The sequence below is a fragment of the Haloarcula limicola genome, assembly GCF_010119205.1.
Lineage (GTDB): Archaea > Halobacteriota > Halobacteria > Halobacteriales > Haloarculaceae > Haloarcula > Haloarcula limicola.
The window spans coordinates 185200-210994 of record NZ_WRXM01000003.1 but is presented as its reverse complement, the minus strand read 5'-3'; the positions used below and the strand labels follow the sequence as shown (position 1 = coordinate 210994).

The window sequence follows — 25795 nt, the reverse complement described above, 5'->3', positions numbered from 1 at the left end:
TCGTCTCGAACTCTCTCAGGCTATCAGCCGGGCGATATTGTCGTCCAGTTCGTTGTAGATGTCCGTCGCTTCCTGCACTTCCGACGAGGAGAGCGGGCGAATCGGTTCACGCACGCTCCCGCCGTGCATCCCCGCGAGGTCGAGCCCCTTCTTCACGGCCGGGACGCTGATAGCGCCCGCGATCGAGTTGTCTTGGCCGGTTCGATCGCGGAAGTTCTGATAGGGTAAACAGATGTTTCGCAGCGTTCGGGCCCGCTCCCAGTTCCCGTTCGAGAGGGCTTCGAACAGTTCCAGACCGACCTCCGGTCGGAAGTTGCTCACTCCGGCGGAGAAGCCCTCTGCGCCCTCGGCCCAGTAGGAGACCGCGTAGGGTTCCGCTAGGCCGTCAACCCACACGACGTCGTCAGCACCCCTGCTCGTCGCCGCGCCGAGCTTTATCGGGTCTTCGAGAGCGTACTTGATGCCGGCGATAGCGTCGATTCGAGACAGTTCCACGAGATACTCGACAGACGGGTCGAAGCCCCGGACGTACGGAACCAAGGGTGTTTCCGTCACGTCGGCCAGTTTACGATAGTAGTCCAGCAACCCGCGTTCGTGTAGATACGTGTGGTCCGGGGGCATTACCATCATCGCATCGACGCCGAGACGGTCGTAGGCCCGAATCAGATCACGGGCCGCCGACGTGCTTCCACCGACGCCGGCGAGTACACACGCATCGGACGGGAGCGCGTTCACACTCGCTTCGGTCACGTCGACACGTTCTTCCTGTGAGAGGGAGTGATACTCACTGATGTTCGCGGCCGCGAGGTAGGTGCGGATTCCCTGTTCGTAGTGCGCCTGTGCGTTCTCCTCGATCTTCCAGCGTTCGATCTCACCTTGCTCGTCGAAGGGAGTCAGGAGGCCGACCGCCACACCTCGCAAGCAGTCTTTGACCTCGTCTCTACCGAGTGGCATTATGTAGCCTCAGCAACTGCTGGTATAAATAACTGACTATACGCTCCGTCACAATCTCTCAGCGACGACGAGAGTCGGCGAGGCGGAGCGACTGCCGAATCGCTCGACCGACCGCAGCGAACTTCAGTAGTTCCGGTAGACGGTCTTGGTAGCGGTGAAGAAGTCGAGCCCGGCGTCGCCCTGCTCCCGATACGTGTTCGTCGAGGAGTCCTTGTAGCCGCCGAAGGGAACGTGCAGCTCCAGTCCGGTCGTCTTCTCGTTTACTTTGACGACGCCAGACTCGACGCGGTCGACGAACGCGTCGGCCTCGGAGAGTCGATCGGTCACGATGCTCGCAGCGAGTCCGTAGTCAGTGTTGTTGGCTAACTCCACGGCGTTGTCAAAGTCCTCGGTCTCGATGACAGACAGCACCGGGCCGAAAATCTCTTCCTGTGCGATACGCATGTCGTTGCTCACGTCGGAGAACACGGTCGGAGAGACGTAGAACCCGTGTTCGAAGTCGCTATCGGTCAATCTGGTCCCGCCGGTTTCGAGGGTCGCACCCTCCTCACGCCCGACGTCGACGTATTCGAGCGTAGAGTCGAGTTCGCTCTCCGAGACGTGTGGACCCATGTCCGGGTCGTCTAGACCGGCACCTACATCCACCGCTTCAGCGTGTTCGACGACTTTCTCGACGAACGACTCGTAGACGTCCTCGTGGACGATAGCTCGTGACGCGGCCGTACAGGACTGGCCGGTCGTCCCGAACGCGCCGTTAGCGACGATCTCGGCGGCTTCGTCGATGTCCGCACTCGGCATGACGACGGTCGGGTTCTTTCCGCCCATCTCACACTGGACGCGCTTTCGCTCCGTCGCGGCGGTCTCCGCGATGTCCGTCCCGACTGCGGTACTCCCGGTGAACGAGACGCCGTCGACGTCGTCGTGTTCGACGAGCGGCGTCCCGACTTGGCTTCCGGAGCCCGTGACCATGTTTGCGACGCCGTCCGGCAGCCCGGCCGAATCGAGGCACTCGAAGAGTATCCGCGTCGGCCCGGGTGCGGCGGTCGCCGGCTTGATGACGGCGGCGTTCCCCGCCGCGAGTGCCGGTGCGAGTTTCCAGGCCGGAATCGCGATGGGGTAGTTCCACGGCGTGATGAGCCCGACGGTCCCCAGGGGCTCGACCTTGGTGTAGAGGTCCGTGTCGCGGCTACTGGAGGCTTTGTGCCGCCCACCGAGATCCCGCGCTTTCTGCCCGTAGTACGCGAAGATATCGATGGCTCGCTGTACTTCGCCCGCTGCTTCAGACCGCGCTTTCCCCTCTTCTCGCACCAGCGTCTCGATGGCCTCCTCTTTCCGGTCCGCGAGCGCGTCGCTCGTCTGCTTCAGCACGGTCCCCCGTTCCGGTCCGGGCGTCGACGCCCACGCGTCCTCCGCAGCAGTTGCGGCCGCTATCGCCGTTTCAGCGTCCGCTTCGCTGGACTGCTGATACGTCCCGACGACTTCGTCGGACTGTGCAGGATCGATAACGTCGAACGTCGCTTCTGACTCGGCGGTGACCCACTCACCGCGCACGTAATTCTTGTAGCTCTCCGACATCAACGAGAGATACCCCATACCCACTTACAAATGTTTTGATAAGCCGAGCCGCTCTCTGCCGAGCCCGATTTGAGACGCGAGGTTACGAGTACATCGAATTGACTTCGATGACGTTCGCGGCCTGTGCGATCTCCTCGGAGAGTTCGTTCTCGATTCTGTCCTCGGTCATCCGCTGGGACGGTCCAGAGATGCTGAGCGCACCGAAGACTCCCGCTTCCGGGTCCGAGACGGCCATTCCGATACAGCGGACGCCCGGGATATTCTCCTCGTCGTCGATGGAGTACCCGCGCTCGTGGGTATCGCTCAATTCCGTCAGTAGCGCACTAGAGTCGGTGAGTGTGTGCTCCGTCCGCGCGGTCAGTTCGTGCTGTTCGATGATCCGTTCGGCGTCATCACGCGGCAGTTCGGCCAGTATCGCCTTGCCCAGCGACGTTGAATGCATCGGCATCTGTTTGCCGATCTTCGAGGCGGTCTCGACCGCTGAAGCCCCTTTCGACTTCGCGAGGTAGACCACTCGCCCATTCTCCTCCGCGCCGAAGTGAACGACTTCACCGGTCTCTTCTGCGAGCGTGCGGACTTGCTCTCTGACGATCTCTCGCTTCGCGATCCGATCCTTGACGGACTCGGCGATGTCGACGAACTGCAGGCTGAGATAGTACGAATGTCCCTCTTTCACGACGAGGCCCTCGTCTTCGAGGGTCGCGAGATGCCCGTGCACCGCACTTTTCGAGAAGTCCATTTCCTCGGAGATGTCCGTTATCCCTGCCTCGCCACGTCTCTGGAGGATATCGATGATCCGGCAGGTCTTGTGGACCGCCTCTATCTTCCGCGGCGTGTTCGTTGGCATAGCATACACAACAGTACAGAGTCACTTAGGTCTTGTTCTCCTCTGTCGAATCTTACGTTTCATGGCTTCTAAAGGCTATAAAATTGGGGATAGAAATAACGGAGCGACTTTCCTCGGAATTTTTGCGCCTCGCTCGGCCGATCGTCCGGGCCGCCAAACCCGGGTCGAGCCAGGTAAACTATCGCACCGAAAAGAAATAACGGATGTACTTGCATTATTTAACGGCGGAGATCGTCGTCATCTGGTCTGACGTTCGTATCGGGGTTCGGTCGGATGGGTCACCGCTACGTTCCCGATCGCACTTCCGACCGACTCGTTCGATAAACGAGAAACAGCCGTCCAGCGGGCTGAAAGTGCTGTAATTCTGCGAAGTAGCCTATCGACCCTGACCTCTCGACACCCTATCGAGCAGAGATAGCTTCTCTGAATAACTACTGTACACCTGTCATGCACAGCTCCCCTCGTCCGATTCTCTCCTCGGTTCGACGCTGGCGCCGCCGAATGAGACGGTAATTCGCTCTTCGAGAACACGAGGCTATTTTCAGTATTCGGTTATCGAGCCTGGACCACGAACCGGGTAACGGTAACCGAGAGATCGTACTGTTGAAACTGTTTACTCGGCCCGTGTCACGCGGGCTGCGGTCGATAGGGCTTCTCTGACACCTGATTCGCTGCTGGCGAATCTGTCTGTCGTAGACGAGGGGGATGCAGTCGTCCGGGCTGTCGTTAGATTTTTATGTGCGGATCGGCGAGTCGAATACATGGGCTTCGTTGATGACAGTTACCTCCTCGAGTCGGGGACAGCTGCCGAACTGTACGACGGCATCAGAGACCTCCCGATAGTCGACCCTCATAGTCACGCTGATCTGACCGAAATCGTGACCAACGACGGCTGGGACGACATCTGGGAAGTGGAAGGGGCGACAGACCACTACGTGTGGTCGGTGATGCGAAAGCGCGGCGTCCCGGAGCGGAAGATCACCGGTGACGCTCCGAACAGGGAAAAGTGGATGGCGCTGGCGGATATTTTCCCCGAACTCGCCGGGAGCCCGACTTACGAGTGGATCCATCTCGACCTGCGGCGACAGTTCGGTATCGAGAAGCCGATCTCGTCGGAGACCGCCGAGGAGATCTGGCACGAGACGGAGGCGCAGCTGTCCACCCGCGCCATGCATCCCCGACAGCTACTCGAATCGATGGACGTCGAAGTCCTCTGCACGACGGACGACCCGACCTCCTCGCTCTCGGACCACGAGCGCGCTGCCGAGAATATCGACGGGCTCGACGTGCGGCCGACGTGGCGCATCGACCGCGCGTTCCACGTCGACGATGGGTCGTGGAACGAGTTCGTCGAGGAACTGGCGTCCGCGACCGGCGTGCAGACGGAGACGCTATCGGGTTTCTTGGACGCGCTGGCACAGACGCACGACCACTTCGCCGAACACGGCTGTCGGGCGAGCGATCTCAGCCTGACCGAACCGGTCTCTCGTCCGGTCAGTAGAGAGCGTGCGCGAACGCTCTACCGACGGGCTATCGACGGACAGAATCTGACGGAAACCGGCGTCCGTGACCTACAGGCGTTCATCCTCGAAGAGGTGGGGAAGCTCAACGCCGAGAGAGACTGGGTCACACAGCTCCACATCGGTCCCGTTCGTGACTATCGCGACTCTCTCTACGAAACTGTCGGTGCTGACGCGGGCGGCGACGTCTCGACGCAAGACGTCGAGCTGACCGAGAACCTCCGGCACTTCCTGAACACGTTCGACGACGAGATGGAGATCGTCCTCTACACAGTCGATCCGACACATTATCCGTCCCTTACGACGTTATCACGGGCGTTTCGGAACGTCAGCGTGGGCCCCGCGTGGTGGTTCAACGACAGCCCGTACGGAATGGACGAGCAGCTCCGACAGGTCGGCAGCGTCGACTTGCTCGCGAATCACGCCGGGATGGTGAGTGACTCGCGGAAACTGATATCGTTCAGCTCTCGGTTCGAGATGTTCCGTCGCGTCCTCTCGAACGTGCTCGGAGAGATGGTCGAGCGCGGACAGATGCCGATGACACATGCCGAGCAACTCGCGACGCACCTGGCCTACGAACGGCCGAAGTCGCTGTACGGCTTCGAGTAGTGGCGGCGGGTGCTCTGACCGGGCGATCGGCGCGATCCGCGCCCCGAAGCACCGGGCACGCCGGGGTTTGTCTCCGTTTGTCCGCGTCCGTCGGAAACACAGAACATACATACATCTCCGCTACGATTCGGACTGTAGACCACGATGACTGTCCCAAACGACTTCGACATCGACGGCAAGGTCTGCGTGATAACCGGCGGATCGGGAGTCCTGGGTTCCGAAATGGCGAAAGCGATCGGCGAGAACGGCGGCAAGGTCGCGCTCCTCGCCCGCGGCGAAGAGGAACTCGAGGAGACGCGCGCCGAACTCGCGGAACGGGGGATCGACGCTATCGCTATTCCGGCGTCGGTGCTCGATCGGGCCGAGCTCGACGCGGCCGCCGAGACGGTCGTCGACGAGTACGGGCGCATCGACGTGCTCGTCAACGCCGCTGGCGGGAACCATCCGGACGCGACGACGGGACCGGACACGTCTTTCTTCGATCTGCCGAAGGAGGGACTCGAAAGCGTCGTGAACGTCAATTTCGTGGGGACGGTCCTCGCCTCGCAGGCCTTCGGCGAGTATATGACCGATCAGGGGAAGGGAGCGATTCTGAACGTCTCGTCGATGAACGCGTTCACGCCCCTGACCAAGATCCCCGGGTATTCGGGTGCAAAGGCCGCCGTCTCGAACTTCACGGAGTGGTTGGCCGTCCACATGGCACAGGAGTACTCCCCGGACATCCGCGTGAACGCGGTCGCGCCCGGATTCTTCCTCACCGAGCAGAACCGGTATCTGCTGATCGACGAGGAGACCGGCGAGTACACGGACCGCGGCCAGTCGATCATCGACCAGACTCCGCAGGGCAGGTTCGGCGATCCGGAAGACCTCTCGACGACTGTCCTCTGGCTGCTCGCGCCCGGGGCCGAGTTCGTCACCGGAACGGTGATTCCCGTCGACGGTGGGTTCTCGGCGTTCAGCGGCGTCTGAGGCTATCGTTTTTTCGCAGCGCTATGCTCTAACGCATGGCGTGACGAGCGTATCCGTCGTCGGAAACCGAAGTCAGATCTGAACCTGGGAGCTGATTCCGTTTCTCTGTCGGTAACGACTCTCAGACGACAGTCTAGATGTACGATTGCGCCCTTCGAATACAGCCGAGAGTCACGTCGACCAAAAACTATTAATATTATAGTCTATGTATGTGCCACCGTAGCATGTCCGAAAATAGCGGCGTACATAGGCGACGATTCATCAGAGCAGTTGGTGCGACAGGCGTCGGAGCATCGCTCGCTGGGTGTTCGGGTGACGGCAGCAGTGGGTCGAACGCGAGCGACGGGAGCGGTGGCGGTTCGAACGGTTCGACGACGCTGAAGATGAACTTGCTCTCCCGGACACCGAAGCAGGCCGTGGAACAGTTCGAGCCAGCGTTGCACGAGGCTGGGCTCTCCGAGGACATCAGTATCGAACTTAGCACTAAGACGCCTGGAACGCTGGAAGAGCAGTACCGTCAGTGGCTCAACGCCGGCCGAGGGAGTCCCGACATCCTGACGATGGACGTCGGTTGGTCGATCCCGTTCATCCGACGCGGGCAGTTGCTAAACCTCAGTAAGGCGCTCTCCGATGAGCACATCCAGACTCTCGAGAACGAATTCAACGCCGAGAGCGTCGACTCGAGTCGCGGCCGGAACGGGGACGTCTTCGGCGTCCCGCTCATCATGGACGTTCGCGGAATGTGGTACCGCCGCGACCTCGCGAAAGAGGCGGGGTACGACCCTGACGGCGAGAACTGGGGCACGGAACCAAAGTCTTGGAAAGAGTTCTCTCAGATCGCCGCTGCCGTCCAGAAACAGCAGGGCACCCGGTACGGGCTCACGATGCCGTTCGAACTGTCGCAGACGGTCACCTGCTGTACGTTCAACTCGATTATGTCACAGTGGGGCGGCGCGTACTTCGGCGGTCAAGATTACCTGTTCGGCCCCGTCGGCGATCGACCGATCACCATCGACGAGGAGCAAGTCCTCGATTCGCTCCGGATGCTCAGGACGTTCATGTGGGGACACGACGACCAGCACTCGCTCGACGACGACTCGTTCGTCGGCGGGATCGTCCCCTCTGACGTACTCGGGTGGCGTTATACCAAGGACCTCGACGCCTTCCTCAACGGCAACTCCTTCGCGTACACGGTCGGCAACCCCGCGTTCGCCAAACTCGCGAGTTCGGAGAGCAATTTCGGCGACGCGGTGAGCGAGAAACTCGGGCTGATGCCGAAACCGTACGGAATCCGAGAGACAGATTCGGAGTACCAGAATATCGGCGGGACGATGTCGCCGCTGGCAGGTTACAACCTCTCGGTCAACCCGAACTCTAACAAACAGGACGCGGCGCTCGAGGTCCTTCGAACGGTCATGACGGACGACTTCCTCGTCAAGTGGTTCAAGCTGAGCGGTTTTCTGCCACCGAAACCGAAGCTCCTGCAGACGAAGGGAGTCGCGGACCATCCTCTATTCGGACAGTACATGGACACGTTCTCCGTGATGGCCGACAACGTGATCCCCCGGCCAGTAACGCCGATCTACTTCCAGGAGTCGAAGGTCATCTCACAGGAGGTCCACAACGTGGTTTCCCAGAGCAAGGCTCCCGAAACGGGGATGACCGACGCTAAAAAACAGTTGGCACAGATAGAGGAAAGCTATGGCCAGCAGTAATCGGACCGCGACCCGACAGGAGTCGATGGTTCCGAACAGCCTCCGACGGAGCGGAGCCCGCGTGAACGACTGGGTCGAGAACCTCTCTGAGACCAAGTTCGCGTACCTCGTGCTCGCGCCGACGCTCGTGATATTCACGGCGATCGCGCTGTGGCCGATCCTCTACACCTTCCAGACGTCGCTGTACGCGGACAGCTTCAGTCAGTTCCACGGCGCATTCGTCGGCCTGCAGAACTACGTCGAGATCGTGACCGGACAGCGAGGGGCGATACTCATCCGTCCGTTCTTCGACCTGAGCAACCCGTTCCAGAGCATTCTACCGACGACGATAATCTACACCGTGCTCAGCGTCGTACTGATTACCGCGCTCGGGTTTGTGCAGGCACTGGTCCTCAATAAGACGTTTCGTGGGCGCTCTATCGTCCGGACCGCGGTACTGATTCCGTGGGCCGTCCCCATCGTCATCCAGGGAATGATCTTCTATCTCATGTTCATCCCCGGCGGGTTCGGCACGCAGATTCTCCACGACCTCGGTCTCGTGGGAGCGCGCCCGCTCAGCAACAGCGCCTCGACGGTCGGAATCGTGACGCTTGCGGCCATCTGGAAGCGGTCGGCCTACGTCGCGCTGATCGTCCTCGCGGGGCTCCAGAGCATCGACGAACACCTCTACGACGTCGCGAAGGTCGCCGGGGCCTCTCGGTGGCAGCAGTTTCGCATGATCACCTTTCCGCAAGCGGTACCGACGCTGATGGTCGCGATGCTACTGACCTCGATCGGCTCGATGCGCGTCTACGGTCAGATCGACGCCATCTCGAACTGTAGCACCATGCCATCGATGACGTGTGCCGTCGTCGGGACGTTCAACGGGAGTCTCTACGGGACCGCATCGGCGCTCGCGTTCCTCACGGCGCTGTTGATCGGCTCGGTCTCGATGATCTACCTCGTCGTCCTCAGCAGGTCGCGGGCGGGGGGAATCTGAGATGGCGACCGACTCGTCGCTCTCGGATCGGCTGTTCGCGATCGGTCTCGACGACGACGCCAGTCCGCTCTTCCGGTACACGTTTTACGGGACTACGCTGCTCATCCTGCTCATCTCGCTGTTCCCCTTCTACTACCTCGTGATGCTCGCACTCTCAAAGCCCGGCAACACGACGCAGGCCGGTCTGCTGCCGGCGGGCTTCGATCCGACATCGTTCATCGGCGCGTTTCAGGCGGTGCCGTTCCACCTCTACATGCGTAACAGTCTCCTCATCGCGACGGGCGTGACGGCGTTCGTGTTGGTGTTCGCGAGCCTCGCCGGCTACACGTTCGGGCGGATGGAGTTTCGCGGGAAGCGGCCGCTGTTCCTCTTGCTCATCTCCGTCTCGTATTTCCCCGGTGCGACCTTCATCGTCGGGCTGTTCAAGCTCTTGACGGGGAACGTGACCGTGCTGGGCGTCAGCAGTCCGAACCTGTTCAACTCGCCGGCGGCGGTCGGACTACCGCTGACGGCGCTCTCGCTCCCGTTCGCCATCCTCCTCTTGACGACGTTCTATAGCCAGATTCCGGACGGCCTCGAAGACGCCGCGCGGGTCACCGGTACGACTCGAATCGGAGCGCTCTACCGTATCATCGCGCCGCTCTCCGCGCCGGGATTCGTCACTGCGGGCATCCTCACGTTCATCACGGCCTACAACGAGTTCTTCTTCTCCCAGCTGATGACGACCGGGTCACCCCAGAACTGGTCGCCCATCGTCTGGGGATTGCTGCGTTACCAGACCGAGGTCTCCGTCAGGTACGACCTGATGGCGGCGGCGAGCCTCATCGGCGTCGTGCCCGTCGCGCTCATCGTCCTACTCGCACAGCGGAAGATAGTGAGCGGGCTCACGTCGGGCTCTATCAAGGGATAGATCGCTACACGATTACCAACGACGTAGAACAACCATGACCCATCTCAAACTCGACGGTGTGACGAAGCGGTACAGCGACGTCGTCGCGGTAGACGACGTGAACTTAGATATCGAAGACGGCGAGTTCGTCTCGCTCATCGGGCCATCGGGCTGTGGGAAGTCCACGACGCTCGAGACGGTGTCCGGACTGACCAAACCGACCAGTGGTCTCATCGAGATCGCCGGGACGGACGTGACGAACAAGCCCCCGAAGGACCGGAACATCGCGATGGTGTTCCAGAACATCGCGCTGTTCCCCCACATGTCCGTCCGGGAGAACATGACCTTCGGACTCCGACTGAAGAACTACCGGGAGTCGGAGATCGACGAACGAGTCGAGCGGGCCGCTGATATCCTCCAGATCAACGGAATGCTTGACCGGATGCCCGATGAGCTTTCGGGCGGACAGCGACAGCGGGTCGCCATTGGCCGCGCGATCGTACTGGACCCGGAGGTCTTCCTCATGGACGAACCGCTGGCGAATCTGGACGCGAAGCTGAAGGTCCACATGCGGACGGAACTCCAGCGACTCCAGCAGGAACTCGGCGTCACGACGGTATACGTCACCCACGACCAGGAGGAGGCGATGACTCTCTCGGACCGCATCGCTATCATCAACGACGGTCGGCTCCAGCAGTTCGCACCGCCCCTACGGTGCTACAACGAACCGGCCAACCTGTTCGTGGCAGGTTTCGTTGGCTCTCCCAGTATGCGGTTCGTCGACGGTCGGATAGACGGTGGTTCGTTCGCCGCTCCCGGGCTCGGAATCGACGTCGACCTCCCGCCGTCCGTCAGCATCGACGATGGCGACGACGTGATCCTCGGCATTCGACCGGAAGATGTCTACCTCGACGCTCACCGTACGACGGCCACTGCGACAGACGTGGTTACGCTGGAGGTCGACGTCGTCCAACCGATGGGTGACGAACTCGTCGTCTATCTACGTCCCGAAGGAACGAACGTGGCTTTCGAGGCTGATCTCGACGAGGGAGAGCCTGCCGATACGCAGACTGACCAACTGTTGATGACTGTCGAGCCGACCATCGACATCGAAGCCGGAGAGACAGTCGATGTCGCGCTCGACCGCGCGCAAATCCACCTCTTCGACGCTACGACGGGCGACGCCCTCACTCACGGTCTCGAACCGCGAGTCGAACGGGCCTCGAACTGACGACGGACCGACAGTCCAGCAGCTACTGCCGACGGCGCTGGTCACTCGATCCGCAGAGAGCGATCGGACGCCGAGTTGGTCTCGGCGTGGACTGGTGGCCGGTCACAAAACTTTTTTATGCGTCTACGTTGTTGGCGTTAGTTGATGCAACTGTTAACGTACCCGCGAGACAGCTACTCGCTCGACGGCGAATGGCAGGCGATCCCCGATCAGTACGAGATGTTCCGGGATTACTTCGACGACTTCGTCGACGACGAAGACGGCGACAGTGCGGCCCTCCCGGACGACGAGGGACAGCCGGCACTGAGCTTCGAGTCGATCTACGAACCCAGCGCGTCGGGCACCGACGACATCACCGACTTCAATATCTACGATGGCTATTCGGTGGCTGTCCCGTCGAGTTGGGGCGAGGAGATACCCGAGTTCCGTCACTTCGAGGGTTGGGTGTGGTTCGCTCGGACGTTCGACCGCGAAGCGATCGACGAACGGGACCGCACGTTCCTCCGCTTCGGCGCGGTCAACTACAAGGCCGAGGTCTGGCTCAACGGCGAGCGTCTCGGGGAACACGAGGGCGGGTACACGCCGTTCAGCTTCGAGGTCTCCGACGAACTCCGGGACGGCGAGAACGTGATCGTTCTCCGGATGGACAACGAGCGCTACGAGGACGGTATTCCGAACGAGAGCACCGACTGGTACAACTTCGGTGGCGTCAATCGGTCCGTCGACCTCGTTTCGGTCCCGGAGACGTACCTGCGGAACTTCAAGGTCGAGACCACCGTCGGCGACGACTCGGTCGACGTCCGAGTCGACGCTTGGCTCGACGGCCCCGACGCGGACGCTGAGGCGTCCGTTACGCTCCCGGAGCTCGGCGTCGACGAATCGCTCACGTCCGACAGCGACGGACGGCTCAGCGCGGAGCTCTCGTTCGACCGCGACGACCTGACGCTGTGGAGTCCCGACGACCCGCGTCTGTACGAGATCGAACTCGCGTACGGCACCGACGCGGTCACCGACCGCGTCGGGTTCCGGGAAGTGGAGGTACGGGGAAGCGATATTCTCGTCAACGGCGAGGAGATCTGGCTCCGCGGCATCGCACTGCACGAGGAGGTCGCCGGGAAGGGGCGCGCGTTAGACACCGAAGACGTCCAGACGCGCTTCCAGTGGATCAACGAACTGAGCTGTAACTTCGCACGGCTGGCGCATTATCCCCACACCGAAGAGATGGCCCGGACGGCGGACGAGGAAGGCATCCTCCTCTGGGAGGAGGTCCCCGCGTACTGGGACGTCAACTTCGGCGACGAGGACGTACAGGAGCTGTACCGGCAGCAGCTCCGCGAGTTAATCCAGCGCGACTGGAACCGCGCGTCGGTCGCGCTCTGGTCGATCGCGAACGAGACCGACCACAACGACGAGACTCGAAACGAGGTGCTCCCCGAGATGGCCGAGTACGTTCGGAGTCTCGACGACACGCGGCTCGTGACCGCGGCGTGTTTCGCCGACGAGACCGACGACGGGATCGTCGTCCGAGACCCGCTGGAGGACGACCTCGACGTGGTCGGTATCAACGAGTACTTCGGCTGGTACTACGGCGATTCCGACGACATGCAGCACTTCCAGGACGACCCCGACGGGACGCCGGTCGTCATCTCCGAGACCGGCGGCGGGGCCAAGTGGGGCAACCACGGGACCGAAGACGACCGCTGGACCGAGGAGTACCAGGCTGCGATCTATCGCGGTCAGACGGAAGCGGCCGCGGCAAACGAGCAGGTCGCCGGTATGTCCCCGTGGATCCTCTTCGACTTCCGGGCACCGATGCGTCAGAACGAGTACCAGCGGGGATACAACCGGAAGGGCGTCGTCGACCAGCACGGGCGCAAGAAGAAGTCGTTCCACGTCCTTCGGGACTTCTACACCTCGAATCCGCGGCAGTGAGGACGCTGTAGGGGACAACAGGACGTATTCCAGAAACACCGGTTATCGACGGCAGAGCGTTCGGTCGGGGCGGCTGTCGTCGACCGCGCGACGGCTATTCTCTCATTCGACCGAGTCCAGCAGACCGCGCATGTACCCGATAGCGAACAGTCGCCCCTTCGTGTGATAGCCGGGATTGGAGTTGTCCTCGCCGGCCATCGTCGGGACGTGGTCGGGGCGCATGGGGACATCACTGTCGACGGCGTCCTCGTAGGCTGCCATCGCCGCGTGCATATCCGTCGGACCGTCGTCGTGCCAGGTCTCGACGAACTGGTCAGCGTCGCCCTCGACGTCTCGGAAGTGGACGAAGTTGATCCGCTCGCCGAAGTTCCGGATCGCGTCCGGGACATCTGCTTCCATCGCAGCAAAGTTGCCCTGACAGAAGGTGACGCCGTTGTGTTCGCTGTCGACGACGTCTAAGATTCGCTCGTAGTTCTCGACGCTATTGGCGACGCGGGGGACGTCGCGGACGGACTCGCGGGGCGGGTCGTCCGGGTGGAGTCCGAGTTTGACGCCCGCCTCCTCGGCCACGGGAACGACCTCCTCGAGGAAGTACGCCAGCGCCTCGAAGATCTCCTCGCGGCTCCGCTCGGAGGCCGGGACGGTCGGTCCACCCCGCATCTTCTCGTCGTCGTAGCCGGTCACGTAGGACCCGCCGCGGGACTCGACGTGGGCCGCGGTCCGAGCCCAGCGGACGCCGGCCATCCAGTCGTAACAGACGACGGAGATGCCGAGAGCGCCGCAGTCCCGGAGGAACTGTTTGAACTCCTCGATGTCCTCGTCCCGTCCGTCGAGCCCGAGGCGGACGCGATCGGTCAGCGGGACGCTGCCTTCTAGCACGGTGAAGTTCAGCCCGGCGTCTTCGAGCCAGTTCCTGAGTCCGCGGAGTTCGTCGTAGGTCCACGTGCTCTTGTCGTCGCCGATCTCCAGGGGATGGATCACGGCGTCGGTGACGCCCATCTGCTTGGCCAGTTGCCACCGCTCGTCGGGCTCCGGAGGGAGCACTAAGGCTGGTCGAACCATACGAAGTCGATGCTTCCGGAAGCGTATATACATTATCGTTTCGGGGCCGTTACGGGCCTGACTGCCCGCGCTGCCGCTCGCAACAGCTCGAGACAGCCGCTGTGGATGTGGATATGCCTTCGGCAGGAGCGGTCCACGCTCGCCTCGCGCCCACCGGGCACGATCCCGAGTCGGACGCACCCACGTCGAGCTCCTCCGCAGCTCGGACTGCCCGAGACTGCCATGGAAAGATATTTATAATGGTTGTAGTGATATATGACTGTATGCCACGGCATCTCTCAGGGACCACACTGAGGACTATGCACTGCCCGCGAAACAGAAGGAAATCCGGTGAGTGAGCATGTCCGGAGACCACTCGAAGTCGTTCCACTGGTCGGTGCTCGTCACGCTGGTGCTGATCGGCGTCATTCCGTCGTTCTCCGGGGCGCTGATCAACCCGACCATTCCGGCGATCCAGGAGACGTTCTCGCATCTGCCGAACTCGGTGACGCTGGCGCAACTGGTCAGCACGACCTCCGCGTGGGTCGTCATCGTCGTCGCACCGCTCACCGGGTATCTGCTCGATAAATACGCGCGTAAGCCCATTCTGATCGCCGCGGTGATTATCTACGGGGTCGGGACGAGCGTCGCGTTCTTCCTCGACTCGATCTACCTGATTCTCGCGACGCGTATTCTCGACGGCATAGCCGTCGGTGCGCTGATGGTCACGGTGCCGACACTCATCGCAGACTACTACTCGGGTAATCGCCGCGAGTCGGTCATGGGGTACTACGGCGCGGTGCAGGCCGGTGGCGGTGCCGTCGCAGCCACTCTCGGAGGCTATATCGCGGCCAGCTTCGGGTGGCGGTACATCTTTCTCGTCTTCGCCGGAGCGCTCTTGTTCGTCCCACCGATTCTTCGGTTCCTGCCGGAACCCGATGTGAAGGAGTCCGCAGCAGACGACGAACTAGGTCGACTCGAGGCGGCTGCCAAGATCGTCCGGGAGGCACCCGCAAAGCTGGTGGCCGGCATCTACCTATTGGTGCTTCTGGGAATGATGTCGACCAACCTCGTGATGATAGAGGTCCCGTACTACCTCCAGGGTTCCCTCGGCGTGGGCGGTTCACAGATCGGACTGATAATCTCGGGCGTGATGGTCGCCGGCGTCGTCGTCGCTACGCTGTACGGTCGCATCAAACAACACGTACGGCACGTTACGGTGATAGCGAGCGCCTTCGCCGTTGGAGGGGCCGGCTTCATCCTGTTCACGACCGCGAGCGCTCCCGCGCTCGTGATCGCCGGCGTCGTCGTCGCCGGTGCGATGGGATTCGGCATCGTCATGCCCACAGTGAACGACTGGGTCGCATCGATCGTTCAGGAGGAGGTCCGGGGCCGCGCCCTGAGCGGCATCACGATGATGACTTACGGCGGGTTCGCGCTCTCGCCGTTCGCCCCGATGCCGCTCGTCGACGCGTTCGGGCGCGTGGGGATGCTTCGGATCGTCGGGTACGCGCAACTCGCCGTCGCAGGCGTCATCGTCGCGGCCTGGTTCCTGACTCGATCCACCGCCGACTCGACGCTGAGTAAGACGCCCTCCAACGACTGACCGGTAACGATAGCCCGACGGGAACGGCGACGATCAGCCACGGGAGTACGGCCCTCGTCCAAGTAGGCGACCTCACGTATCGAGCTACGTGCTTTACAGCCAATACCGCCGTTCGAAATGTGAATATTGATATATCTGGCGATCACTGGTACAGACGTGACAATCGAGACGATACTGCTTCCCGTTAGCGACTCTGACGGGGAGAGAGTTCACCGCCTCGCCGATATCGCTGCGGAAATGGCCGCCCCGACCGGTGCCACCGTCGTAGTGGCTCACGCTATTCCCAAAGACACGGACGGCGTTACACCGACCATTCCACCGATATCCGGAGGGAGCTACCCCCAGCTCCTTTCAGAACCGGAGTACAACGACCTGCTCGACGAGTATTCCGCAGATGAAATTGCCGCTAAACACGAGACGGTCCAGTCAGTGCGTTCCCGTTTCGAGGATAGGAGGATCGAATACGACATTCGCGGGGCAGTCGGCGAACCCGACGAGGCGCTACTCGCCCTCGCATCGGAGATCGACGCCGACCAGATCGTGGTCGGCGGGCGTCGCCGGACTCCGGCTGATAAAGTCGTCTTCGGTAGCCTGGCACAGACGTTGCTACTGCAGGCGCCGTGTCCCGTCACGTTCGTCCGAGATAGCTGAGAGCACTATCGCGTGCGCTGGTCCTCCGAGGTCGGTCACTATCAATAGTCTCGCGCTCAACCGCTTTCGCTCTGGCGGCGAAGCTTCGGTTCGAGAATCGTGTTTCGCCGCTGGAGAGGCTCGCTCGCAAGTTCGTCGTTTCGCCTGGTCGCGTTCTTCGGGAGGCGCGATAGCGGTGAACGACGGCTGGACAGCCTGTGTGAGAGATTCGTTTACGGGCGCTCTATCGAGTTCGCTCCAGAAAATATTCTGTCAGCATGACCGGCGTGACCGGGTAGATAGTATAGTTTCGCTACGCTTGAATTTGTTATAAGGTGTTCGTGTCACGATAACGTTTACGTATCGGTCGTACGGGCGCGTCTCCTCCCCTTGAAGTCCGAGTTAATATTCGACTTCGCCAGACGCCGACGACGTTCAGTAAGAGTCCGATTTCCAGCAGCGCTCAGGTATCAGTCGAACCGCCGCAGACGAGTACCGGCAGGTTCGTTCCGAGAATGACCGCCTGTGTGACGCTTCCGAACAGCGCCTTTCCGGTGGGGCTTCGTTTTCTGCCGCCGACACAGATCTGATCGACGTCGTACTCCTCAGCGTGCCGCAGTATCTCGTTCTGCGGGGATCCGCTCGCCTCTAGGAGTTCCACCTCGACCCCGAGTTCTTCGAGGCGGTCCTTGGTCTCACGCACCGCTTCGACCTGGCTGACCGAAGCGCCCTCGGGGTTATCGTCGAAGACGTGCAGGAGATAGGCCTCCATCTCCTGTCCTGACTGGACCATCTCTTCGATCGCGGCGGCCTGTGCATTGGCTTGTGGGAGCGCGGTATCAAGCGCGACTAGTTCACGGAGCATGCCTCCCTGTTCTTCCCAATCATGCTTATATCCTCTGGGGAAGACTGGCGTCTACAGGCTGGACCTTTCGGTCACCGAGGGGACGACGAAACGACGGAGACGGCGGCACTAGCTCTCTCGCTGTGCCGGAAACAGCTGGACGCGGTCGACGATGGGCTCGTCCATCGAGAGTTCCATCGCGATGTCGGTCTTCGTCCGCTCGGTCTCGTCGAATCCGATGTTCTCGTAGACGGTGATCGCGCGGCTGTTTCCACACGAGACGTTGAGCGTCAGTCCGTCGTGATTCTCGTCGTCGGCGTGTGCGATGAGGTGTTTGAGCAACTCCGAACCGATTCCGTTGTTCCGGACGGACTGGTGGAGAAAGATGACGAGTTCGGGCGCGGACGCAGAGAGCGGAACGGCCGCAGCGTGGCCGAGGATGCGCCCGTTACCTTCGACCACGAGGTTCAGACCGTTCTCGACGAGCGACGAGACCCAGCTCTCTATCCCCGACCGCGTCGCCGGCGGGATTCCCTGGGTTCGACTGTAGCTATCGAGGTCGTCGTACATGTCGACGACGGCGTCGAAGTCCGTCGGTTCGTAGCGGCGAGCGATCCGCGGGACGCCGGCTCGATCGACGAAACGGGGACAACGGGGTGGACAGTACTCCGTCCCCTCACACGACGAGTTGTTCCACCCGGTACAGGCCGCGCCCTGTTCGTCTACGTCTCCGTTCATACGTAGAGTGTTCGACGCGGATCGGCGTATAGCTTTTCTCGAATCCCAGCGGCTGAGAATCCCGGGCAAAAGCCCACAGTCGTCACTCTCAGTCCGGCATCTGCGTCTCGACGAACGTGTCCCCCGCAAACGGACACAGCTCGTTGAAAAGGCAGAGAATGCACGCCTATTCGGAAGAAGCCTGGAAACTGGAAAAGATTTAACATGCATTAGTGACCATGATAGTTTGCATGGTTCATGACTTATGTTATCTACCAGCAACCGAACTAGCATCACGGATCAAACGAGGGGACCTTTCACCAGTCGAGGTGGTCGATGCCCACTTAGAACGTATCGAAGAACGAGAAGACGACCTCAATGCGTTTATCACTCTACTCGAAGAGGAAGCACGGGAGGAAGCAAAAGAGGCAGAACGGGCTGTTCGAACGGACGCTAAACTAGGTCCACTTCACGGTGTACCGATCGCAGTCAAGGACCTTCTCGGGAAGATCGAAGGCGTTCCAAACACCCTAGGCGCGAAACCACTCGAAAACGTTGTCGCTAATGAAACAGCAATCCTTGTCCAACGGCTCAAGGACGCCGGAGCAATCGTCGTTGGTACGACAAATACCCCTGAATTTGCTCATAAGGGTCAAACAGACAATCTCCTCATCGGTGAAACGCCGACTCCATTCGACCTCAACCGGACATCCGGAGGCTCCTCAGGTGGGAGTGCAGCAGCTGTGGCGTCCGGGATGGTACCGATCGCAACTGGATCAGACGCCGGCGGATCATGTCGGATTCCGGCGGCCGCCTGTGGTGTGTTTGGATATTGTCCCTCGTTCACGCGTGTACCGAACAAACATCGTCCGAACATGTTTGTCGCCCCTCCGTTCTTCCAAGCGGGGGCGCTCTCCCGGTCGGTGTCAGATGCTGCAGTTATGCTCGATGTAATGACCGGCCCGCACCCACAAGATCCGTTCGGACTTCCGGATGACGGCATAGATTACGTCGAGGCTACGAACCGATCTATCGAAGATCTCGACATCGCGTATAACCCCGATCTGGATGGTCTTTTCCCGATTGACCCGAAGGTCAAGTCCGTCTTAGAAGATTCGCTAGAAGCGTTCGAGACGTTAGACGCGAACGTTGAAGAAGTAGAGATTGGGATTGAGCAAACGTTCGACCAACTATGGGACGCCTTCATGGATCATTGGAGCGTCACCATGGCCGGCATCAACGAAGGTGTAAAGATAGAACATGGAATCGATATGTACGCCGATCATCGCGAGGAGTTGCCGGAGTCCATTGTTGAGAAGGTCGAAGAAGGGCAAGAGATGGGTGCACTTGAACTTGGTGCACACCAAGCCCAGATCACAGACTTCTACGAAACCATTCATCGATTGTTTGAGGAGTACGACTTGCTCGCCACTCCGACGCTGGCCATCGAACCCCCGTCCACCGAATACGTATCCGGTCCGCCAGAGATCAACGGCAAAGAACGCCCCAGCGCACTCGGCTGGTTCCTAACGTGGCCGTTCAACTTCACAGCGACGCCGAACGCGTCACTCCCTGCTGGGTTCACAGAGAACGGCTTGCCTGTTGGTCTCCAAATAATTGGGCCACGTTACCATGATGAACGGGTGTTCGCGGCGAGTGCGGGATTTGAACGAGTCAATCCATGGTCTGACGCATATCCGCCTCAATGAATATCGGTGATGTCTCCTGGAGTAAATTACCAACCTTCTGTTAGTAATAGATCCCAGACTCCCACCGAAAGCTTTTTTATTAAATGATATCGAACGCAAAACGGGGAGCGACTCTATCCGAGAGTTCAGAACTCATTCTATCTCCCCACATCTCGTAGGGTAGTATCTCCAGTGAGCGGCGGAACTAGCTCGATAGAGTATATTCCGCTATATTTTTCCCGGAATTAAATGTACGTGGGTTATTCCATATATCGACCTCCCGCAACCGAGAGAAAAGTTCGCCGGACATCGACTCTCCCGTCGACTCCCGAACCAGCGTCTGTCGACATATGGACGGCCGCCAGGTCCGGGCGTAGGGAGTGGGCCGCCGTTCCGCGGACCGATTAACAGCCGTCGGTATCCCCTTCGGAAGCGAACGGCTCGACGAGCTCGCTGACGGTGTGTAATCGACCGTCCTTCATCGTCATTCGCACGTTCATCGCGTCTTCGATCCGGTCCAGAGGGTTGCCCTCGATGAAGGCCATATCGGCCAGTTTCCCCTCTTCGAGCGTCCCGAGGTCGTCTTCGACGTCTTGGTGTTCGGCCGGGAACCGCGTAGCGGTCAGAAGCGCTTCGTGCGGCGAGAACCCGCCGTATTTCACCAGGGGGCGGAGGTTCCCGTGTACGCCCACTCCGAGGTAGTCGAGCGGCGCGTCGGTACCGGCGAGAACCGTTCCACCGCTCTCGACGATGCGCTTGAACGTCTCCATCTTCTTACAGAGCGACGTCTCACAGTCCGGGTCCGTGGGAAACTCGTCGTTGCCGCCGACGGCGTCCGCGAGGCTCGTGCGCCGCCACGGCGCGAAGAGCTGTGTGCGCGGGTCGTCCGCCACCTCGTCGGCGAGGACGAATCTCGAGGTGAAGACCGTCGTGACGAGCCACTTCTCCCCCTGGCCGTAGAGCTGCACGACGTCGTCGTACGTCTCACCCGATACCGTCTCCGTCCGGGCGAAACCGAGACGCTGGGTCGCGGAGATGTGGGTCGTTCCGTCTTGACCGACGAAGGCACCGGGCGCGAGGAAGTGCGACGCGGTCGGAACGCCGAGCTTCTCGTGGACGGTATCGGCGACCTGGCCCATGAGTTCGGCGTTCATGCGGACGTACGTCTTGACGAAGTCGTAGTCGAGTTCGATCGCCCGCTTCAGTTCCATCTCGACCTGCTCGGGACTCGTGACCGAGCGCATGCTGTTGTAGTAGATGCGAGAGCCGTCGAGCAGTTCGCCCGACGCGAAGTAGCGCGCGCCGAGACGAGCGCCCGATTCCAGCGCTTCGCGCTGTTCGAGCGACCGATAGACGAGGTCTCCCCTGGAGACGGTCGACGTGACTCCGTACGCGAGATTGAGGCGTCCCTGTCGGTCGCCGAAGGCACCGGTCTCGAACGTCTGGTGCACGTGACAGTCCCAGAGGCCCGGGATGACGGTGAGGTCGGACGCGTCGACGTGCGGTCTCTCCGGCGGTTCGCAGTCGGGGGTGATCCGCTGAATGCGGTTGTTCACCACCTCGATGACGACGTCTTCGTGAACGGTCGGGCTGGTCGCGTCCCACATCTGCCCCGCGTAGATGCGCGTCCGGCCGGTCGGGTGGTCCGGCCGATACTCGAGGTCGAGAGGAACCTCCGTCGTCTCGCTCCCGTCGCGTCTCACCTTCTTCAGCCGGCCGTTGTTCAAGTAGAGCAGCCACCCCGAGTCGCCGCTCCAACTCGGGGAGTCCGTGATCTCGTCCGTGATCTGTCTCGCCGGGCCGTCCGGTTCGCCGTCTTCGGTGACGGGCATGACGCGGAGGGTGCTGTCGACCACGAAGGCCATCCACCGCCCGTCGGGCGACCAGACGGGCCCGTCGTCCGCCCTGGTCGAAATCGACTCGAACTCCTCGCCGGGCGGGTAGTACTCCCGCTCTCCGGTCTCGACGTCGACGGTCAGGATCTGACTCGTTCCCTCGCGGAACCGATCCGAGTACGTCTTGAGCGCCGCCACGGCGAGGGTCGACCCGTCCGCCGACCACGAGGGATTGCTGGGAGCGAACAGCTCTCCGACGACTCGTCGGATCTCGCCTGTTTCGACTCCGTCCTCGCCGATATCCACCTCTACGGTGAAAGTCGCCCCGTTCTGGTCCTGAAACGCGATTTTGGTCCCGTCCGGCGACCACTCCGCCGACAGTGCGGCCTCTCCGTCGCGCGACGTCACCCGGTGGTCGGCTCCCGTCTGCGTATCGTGAACGTACAGGTCCTGTGTCCCGGCCTCGTCTGACGAGTACGCGACGTACCAGCCGTCGGGCGACCAAGCGGGGTCCGTCTGATACGCCGAGTCGTTCGTTATCCGCTTCGAGTCACCGTCGACGTGCGTCACCCAGAGGTCGTTCAGCGCGACGAACGCCACTCGCTCGCCGTCCGGGCTCAAGACCGGCGTCATGATGCCCTTGACTTCCCGTGGGCTCCGCTCGTCGAACTCGTAGGACTTCGAATCGTAGTCCAGCACGGGCAGGTCGAAGTCGGTGCGGAACGGGATATCGGACGTCTCACCCGTTTCCAGATTCGCGACCCGAATGTCCCCGTCGCCGCTGTACAGGAGTTCGTCGGCGGATAGCCAGTCCGGACTAAAGGGGAACACGTCTTGGCCGTCGGTGATCTGTTCCCCGGACACCATCAGATCGACCCGGCTCGCGCTCCCGTCGGCGTCCCGTTCGCGGATGTACCCGACCCGTTCCGCCGCTCCGACCGGCGACCACGACGGCGAGTAGAACTCCGCGTCTGCCTCCGCCGAGTGTAGCGTGCGCCGGTCCCCCTCTCGGTCGACGGCTTCGATCGCATCGCCGTCCGCGACGTAGGCGATCTCCGTCCCGTCAGGGGACCACGTGGGCTGGTAGTTCTCGGTATCGGTGTCGGTCCACTGCCGCAGCTCCCCGGTCGCCACGTCGACCGTCCAGACGTCGTAGCCCTCGCCCCGGTCGGACGAGAACGCTATCTCGGACCCGTCCGGGGACCACTTCGGTTCCCTGTCGTCCCAGAAGTCGTCCGTCAACTGGCGGAGGTCGCTCCCGTCCGGAGCCATCGTCCAGATATCGAAGTTGCCGGCCGCGTACGCCTGGAACGTGATGCGGTCCCCGTCGGGCCCGTAGTCGGGACGCGCCGGCTCCAGTTCGACGTCTGTCAATTGCTCCGCGTCGCCCCCCTCGGCCGGGAGGCGGAACAAGACCCCCGCGTGATCGACGACGATCGTCTCGGCGTCGGGCGAGATCGTGGCCGCGATATTCGTCCCCTCCGTCGCGGTCACCGTCACTTCGCTGACGTCGCCCGCGTCGGCGTCGACGGCCGCCGAACCGCTGCCGGTCAGACCGGCCATCGCTGCGCTCCCCCCGAGGAGACCCTGCAGATAGTTGCGACGGCTGTGCACGAACCGCTCGTCGCCGGGACTGCTGTCGTCCGACATGCCTCTGTGGGTCCGTAACATGGGCTTAAAAATATTATCTAAATATGATTTCACGAACCCCAGTGAACCCCATCATATCCGCATCGTCCTGTGGCGTCGAGGTCCGTCAGAGCTTCAGAGAGTTACTCGCTGGCGAGCGACCTGATGGCCTCCGAAGTCGTCACTCCCAGTCCGGATCGCGCTTCTCGGCGAACGCTTTCAGTCCCTCGTCGAACGTATCGGACTCGCTCGCGTCCCTTATCATGTCCCGCTCCAGTTCGAGATGCTCGTCGAGTCGCGAGTGGAACGAGCTATCGACCAGCGTCTTGATTTTTCCGTAGACGTCCGTCGGGCCCATCGCGAGCCGACTCGCCAGTTCGGACACCTCGTCGCGGAACTCCGCGTTCGACCCGCCGACGATTCGGTCGGTGATGCCGAGGTTCTTGGCTTCGGCGGCGGATATCGGCCGCGGGTCGAAGAGGAGGTCACGCGCCTGATACGGCCCGACGGCGCGCGTGAGGAAGAACGGCGTGGCGTTGTCGGGCGTCAGGCCGATGCGCGCGTACGCCGTGTCTAGGGTCGCCGACTCCTGCATGGCGATCATGTCACAGGCCAGCGCGAACCCGAGGCCGCCGCCGGCGGCGGTCCCCACGACCGCGGCGACGACCGGCGCGTCGAGCGACCGGAGCGTCTGGATGAACCGGTTCGAAGCCGCCGCGGTGTTGTCTATCTTCGGCGGGCGGAGTTCCTGGGGCGTATCCTGTACGTCGATCAGGTCGGCACCGACGGAGAAATCGCGCTCCCCGTAGAGGACGAGGCACTCCACGTCCTCTCGAAGATCGGTCACCGCCTCGGTGAGCGCGTCCACGCTCGTCGCGGTGAACGCGTTCACGTCGTTCTCGTCGGCCTCCATGACCAGCCACGCGACGCCCGTGTCGGTATCTACGTCCGCTCGAACAGTGTCGTGGTATCGTCGAGTTTCTCCGTCGGTCAGACTCATGTTCATCGGACTCCGAGATACGTTTCGAGCACGTCCTGATCGTCCAACAGCTCGTCGGCGGGTGCCGTCAGTTCGATGTGGCCCGTCTCCAGCACGTACGCTCGATCCGCCAACTCCAGGGCCAGGTGCGCGTTCTGTTCGACGAGGAGGATCGTCATGCCGCGCTCGTTCAACTGCTCTATCATGCCGCGCACGTCGTCGACGATCTGCGGTGCGAGCCCCTCCGACGGTTCGTCGAGCGCCAGCACTTCGACCGGGGGGCCGACGAGGGAGCGCGCGATCGCCAACATCTGCTGTTCGCCGCCGCTCATCGTTCCCGCTCGCTGGCCTCGGCGCTCGTCGAGGCGAGCGAAGCTGTCGTACACGTCTTCGATAGTGAACGTCGTTCCCCGGTTCGATCCGTCGCCGTCAGCCTTGACTCGGTTCGCAATCTGAAGGTTCTCGGCGACGGTCAGATCGGGGAAGACGCGACGATCTTCGGGCGTCCAAGAGATCCCTCGCCGTCGAATCTGATTGGGCTTGAGATTCTGTAGGTCGTCCCCGTGGAGGCGGACCGTCCCCTCCTTGGGCGGCGTGACGCCCATTATCGACCGGAGGGTCGTGGTCTTGCCGGCCCCGTTTCGCCCGATGAGGGCGACGATCTCCCCCTCGTCGACGTCCAGGGAAACGTCGTGGAGCACGTGACTCGGCCCGTAGTAGGTGTTCACACCGTCCACTTCGAGCACCGTCACGCCGTCTCACCCCCGAGATACGCCTGCTGGACGCGTTCGTCCTCCCGGACCGTCTCCGGAGGCCCGGCCGTGAGCAGCGACCCGTTCTCCATCACGGCGAGGCGGTCGGCGACGCGCATCACGACGTCCATGTCGTGTTCGACGATGACGATGGTGATGTCCTCGGCGAGGGATTCGACGAGCTCTCGCGTCTCGACGGTCTCGTCCGGGCTCATCCCGGCCGTCGGTTCGTCCATGACGAGGACGTCGGGGTCACAGGCGAGCGCGATGCCGATTTCCAGGTGGCGCTGCTGTCCGTGCGCCAGCGAACTGGCCGGCTCTCGCGCGATGTCGAGGAGATCGAGACGCTTCAGCACCTCCCTCGCCGCGTCGCGCGGTTCCGGGTCGTCGTTGTGGTGGCGCAGTAACGCTCCCGGCGTCAGCCCGGTTCGCTGTGCCTGCGACGCCAACCGCACGTTTTCGAGCGCGGTCAGGTCGGGGAAGAAGTTCGTGATCTGGAACGAGCGCGCGAGCCCCTGTCGGACTATCTGTTGGGGTTCGAGCCCGTCGATCCGCTCCCCGCGCAGTTCGATGTGTCCGTCTGTCAGCCCGTATCGGCCGGTGATCAGATTGAACAGCGTCGTTTTCCCGGCCCCGTTGGGGCCGATGACGGCGGTCACCTCGTCCTCGCGGATATCGAGTGTGACCCCGTCGACAGCTTGGATCTCTCCGAACTTTTTCGAAACGCTGTCCAACGCCAAGAGAGGCGTTGCCATACCAACTACAGACCCTTACGCCTATAAAAATCTATCCCTCCTATAGGCACAGCAGATCGGCTAACGCGATGCTTGACGTAACCGTAACATATATTCATG

The 25795-nt window shown here is 61.7% G+C and carries 20 protein-coding genes; 10 read left to right on the top strand and 10 right to left on the bottom strand.

Features of this window, described 5'->3' with window-relative positions; all coding sequences use genetic code 11:
• Window positions 1–15: 15 nt before the first annotated feature.
• The 3 genes from GO488_RS16015 to GO488_RS16005 all read right to left on the bottom strand — a co-directional run bounded on the left by GO488_RS16015 (window position 16) and on the right by GO488_RS16005 (window position 3376).
• Window positions 16–954, bottom strand: coding sequence for a dihydrodipicolinate synthase family protein (locus tag GO488_RS16015; RefSeq protein ID WP_162318851.1), 939 nt, complete (start codon window positions 952–954; stop codon window positions 16–18).
• A gap of 123 nt (window positions 955–1077) precedes the next feature.
• Window positions 1078–2529 carry a 2,5-dioxovalerate dehydrogenase gene (xacF, locus tag GO488_RS16010; RefSeq protein WP_162318850.1) on the bottom strand — a complete coding sequence of 484 codons (1452 nt, stop codon included), beginning with the start codon at window positions 2527–2529 and terminating at the stop codon, window positions 1078–1080.
• A gap of 82 nt (window positions 2530–2611) precedes the next feature.
• The gene (locus GO488_RS16005; protein WP_162318849.1) at window positions 2612–3376 is read right to left on the bottom strand and encodes an IclR family transcriptional regulator; all 765 of its coding nucleotides are present in this window, start codon (window positions 3374–3376) and stop codon (window positions 2612–2614) included.
• 761 nt (window positions 3377–4137) lie between these two features.
• Here GO488_RS16005 and uxaC point away from each other — a divergent pair.
• The 7 genes from uxaC (at window position 4138) to GO488_RS15970 (ending at window position 13220) form a co-directional block, all read left to right on the top strand.
• Window positions 4138–5505, top strand: a complete 1368-nt coding sequence (gene uxaC / locus GO488_RS16000) for a glucuronate isomerase (protein ID WP_162318848.1) — start codon at window positions 4138–4140, stop codon at window positions 5503–5505.
• Between the two features lie 144 nt (window positions 5506–5649).
• Window positions 5650–6474, top strand: a complete 825-nt coding sequence (locus GO488_RS15995; RefSeq protein WP_162318847.1) for an SDR family oxidoreductase — start codon at window positions 5650–5652, stop codon at window positions 6472–6474.
• Between the two features lie 383 nt (window positions 6475–6857).
• The gene (locus GO488_RS15990) at window positions 6858–8189 is read left to right on the top strand and encodes an extracellular solute-binding protein (RefSeq protein ID WP_162318846.1); all 1332 of its coding nucleotides are present in this window, start codon (window positions 6858–6860) and stop codon (window positions 8187–8189) included.
• Window positions 8176–9168, top strand: a complete 993-nt coding sequence (locus GO488_RS15985) for a carbohydrate ABC transporter permease (protein WP_162318845.1) — start codon at window positions 8176–8178, stop codon at window positions 9166–9168. Before GO488_RS15990 ends, GO488_RS15985 begins: the two co-directional genes overlap by 14 nt.
• Window position 9169: 1 nt before the next feature.
• Entirely contained in the window at window positions 9170–10078 is a 909-nt protein-coding gene (locus GO488_RS15980; RefSeq protein ID WP_162318844.1) for a carbohydrate ABC transporter permease, read from the top strand.
• A gap of 34 nt (window positions 10079–10112) precedes the next feature.
• The gene (locus GO488_RS15975; RefSeq protein WP_162318843.1) at window positions 10113–11288 is read left to right on the top strand and encodes an ABC transporter ATP-binding protein; all 1176 of its coding nucleotides are present in this window, start codon (window positions 10113–10115) and stop codon (window positions 11286–11288) included.
• Between the two features lie 144 nt (window positions 11289–11432).
• Window positions 11433–13220, top strand: coding sequence for a glycoside hydrolase family 2 protein (locus GO488_RS15970; RefSeq protein ID WP_162318842.1), 1788 nt, complete (start codon window positions 11433–11435; stop codon window positions 13218–13220).
• A gap of 102 nt (window positions 13221–13322) precedes the next feature.
• Here GO488_RS15970 and GO488_RS15965 read toward each other — a convergent pair whose 3' ends face one another.
• Window positions 13323–14282 carry a mannonate dehydratase gene (locus tag GO488_RS15965; RefSeq protein WP_162318841.1) on the bottom strand — a complete coding sequence of 320 codons (960 nt, stop codon included), beginning with the start codon at window positions 14280–14282 and terminating at the stop codon, window positions 13323–13325.
• A gap of 340 nt (window positions 14283–14622) precedes the next feature.
• On the opposite strand from GO488_RS15965, the gene GO488_RS15960 reads away from it, so the two are divergent.
• A complete protein-coding gene (locus GO488_RS15960) occupies window positions 14623–15867 on the top strand; it encodes an MFS transporter (protein ID WP_162318840.1) in 1245 nt (414 codons plus the stop codon).
• 156 nt (window positions 15868–16023) lie between these two features.
• Window positions 16024–16518, top strand: coding sequence for a universal stress protein (locus tag GO488_RS15955; protein ID WP_206674424.1), 495 nt, complete (start codon window positions 16024–16026; stop codon window positions 16516–16518).
• A gap of 442 nt (window positions 16519–16960) precedes the next feature.
• Here GO488_RS15955 and GO488_RS15950 read toward each other — a convergent pair whose 3' ends face one another.
• Together GO488_RS15950 and GO488_RS15945 are read right to left on the bottom strand one after the other, a co-directional pair.
• Window positions 16961–17362 (bottom strand): universal stress protein, encoded by a 402-nt coding sequence (locus tag GO488_RS15950; RefSeq protein ID WP_162318839.1) that lies wholly within the window; start codon window positions 17360–17362, stop codon window positions 16961–16963.
• A gap of 108 nt (window positions 17363–17470) precedes the next feature.
• Window positions 17471–18079 (bottom strand): GNAT family N-acetyltransferase, encoded by a 609-nt coding sequence (locus GO488_RS15945; protein ID WP_162318838.1) that lies wholly within the window; start codon window positions 18077–18079, stop codon window positions 17471–17473.
• 308 nt (window positions 18080–18387) lie between these two features.
• Here GO488_RS15945 and GO488_RS15940 point away from each other — a divergent pair, with 308 nt between their 5' ends.
• Window positions 18388–19767 carry an amidase gene (locus GO488_RS15940; RefSeq protein WP_206674423.1) on the top strand — a complete coding sequence of 460 codons (1380 nt, stop codon included), beginning with the start codon at window positions 18388–18390 and terminating at the stop codon, window positions 19765–19767.
• 383 nt (window positions 19768–20150) lie between these two features.
• Here GO488_RS15940 and GO488_RS15935 read toward each other — a convergent pair whose 3' ends face one another.
• The 4 genes from GO488_RS15935 to GO488_RS15920 all read right to left on the bottom strand — a co-directional run bounded on the left by GO488_RS15935 (window position 20151) and on the right by GO488_RS15920 (window position 25696).
• A complete protein-coding gene (locus tag GO488_RS15935) occupies window positions 20151–23231 on the bottom strand; it encodes a DPP IV N-terminal domain-containing protein (RefSeq protein WP_162318836.1) in 3081 nt (1026 codons plus the stop codon).
• Between the two features lie 160 nt (window positions 23232–23391).
• Window positions 23392–24210: an enoyl-CoA hydratase/isomerase family protein gene (locus GO488_RS15930; RefSeq protein ID WP_162318835.1), complete on the bottom strand. Its 819-nt coding sequence runs from the start codon at window positions 24208–24210 to the stop codon at window positions 23392–23394.
• A gap of 2 nt (window positions 24211–24212) precedes the next feature.
• A complete protein-coding gene (locus GO488_RS15925; RefSeq protein WP_162318834.1) occupies window positions 24213–24941 on the bottom strand; it encodes an ABC transporter ATP-binding protein in 729 nt (242 codons plus the stop codon).
• Window positions 24938–25696, bottom strand: a complete 759-nt coding sequence (locus GO488_RS15920) for an ABC transporter ATP-binding protein (RefSeq protein ID WP_162318833.1) — start codon at window positions 25694–25696, stop codon at window positions 24938–24940. Before GO488_RS15920 ends, GO488_RS15925 begins: the two co-directional genes overlap by 4 nt.
• Window positions 25697–25795: the final 99 nt, after the last annotated feature.

Excerpts from the sequence above, each read along its gene's own strand:
- GO488_RS16015 (WP_162318851.1), bottom strand. The coding sequence starts at position 954 with ATGCCACTCGGTAGAGACGAGGTCAAAGACTGCTTGCGAGGTGTGGCG.
- xacF (WP_162318850.1), bottom strand. The coding sequence starts at position 2,529 with ATGTCGGAGAGCTACAAGAATTACGTGCGCGGTGAGTGGGTCACCGCC.
- GO488_RS16005 (WP_162318849.1), bottom strand. The coding sequence starts at position 3,376 with ATGCCAACGAACACGCCGCGGAAGATAGAGGCGGTCCACAAGACCTGC.
- uxaC (WP_162318848.1), top strand. The coding sequence starts at position 4,138 with ATGGGCTTCGTTGATGACAGTTACCTCCTCGAGTCGGGGACAGCTGCC.
- GO488_RS15995 (WP_162318847.1), top strand. The coding sequence starts at position 5,650 with ATGACTGTCCCAAACGACTTCGACATCGACGGCAAGGTCTGCGTGATA.
- GO488_RS15990 (WP_162318846.1), top strand. The coding sequence starts at position 6,858 with ATGAACTTGCTCTCCCGGACACCGAAGCAGGCCGTGGAACAGTTCGAG.
- GO488_RS15985 (WP_162318845.1), top strand. The coding sequence starts at position 8,176 with ATGGCCAGCAGTAATCGGACCGCGACCCGACAGGAGTCGATGGTTCCG.
- GO488_RS15980 (WP_162318844.1), top strand. The coding sequence starts at position 9,170 with ATGGCGACCGACTCGTCGCTCTCGGATCGGCTGTTCGCGATCGGTCTC.
- GO488_RS15975 (WP_162318843.1), top strand. The coding sequence starts at position 10,113 with ATGACCCATCTCAAACTCGACGGTGTGACGAAGCGGTACAGCGACGTC.
- GO488_RS15970 (WP_162318842.1), top strand. The coding sequence starts at position 11,433 with ATGCAACTGTTAACGTACCCGCGAGACAGCTACTCGCTCGACGGCGAA.
- GO488_RS15965 (WP_162318841.1), bottom strand. The coding sequence starts at position 14,282 with ATGGTTCGACCAGCCTTAGTGCTCCCTCCGGAGCCCGACGAGCGGTGG.
- GO488_RS15960 (WP_162318840.1), top strand. The coding sequence starts at position 14,623 with ATGTCCGGAGACCACTCGAAGTCGTTCCACTGGTCGGTGCTCGTCACG.
- GO488_RS15950 (WP_162318839.1), bottom strand. The coding sequence starts at position 17,362 with ATGCTCCGTGAACTAGTCGCGCTTGATACCGCGCTCCCACAAGCCAAT.
- GO488_RS15945 (WP_162318838.1), bottom strand. The coding sequence starts at position 18,079 with ATGAACGGAGACGTAGACGAACAGGGCGCGGCCTGTACCGGGTGGAAC.
- GO488_RS15935 (WP_162318836.1), bottom strand. The coding sequence starts at position 23,231 with ATGTCGGACGACAGCAGTCCCGGCGACGAGCGGTTCGTGCACAGCCGT.
- GO488_RS15930 (WP_162318835.1), bottom strand. The coding sequence starts at position 24,210 with ATGAGTCTGACCGACGGAGAAACTCGACGATACCACGACACTGTTCGA.
- GO488_RS15920 (WP_162318833.1), bottom strand. The coding sequence starts at position 25,696 with ATGGCAACGCCTCTCTTGGCGTTGGACAGCGTTTCGAAAAAGTTCGGA.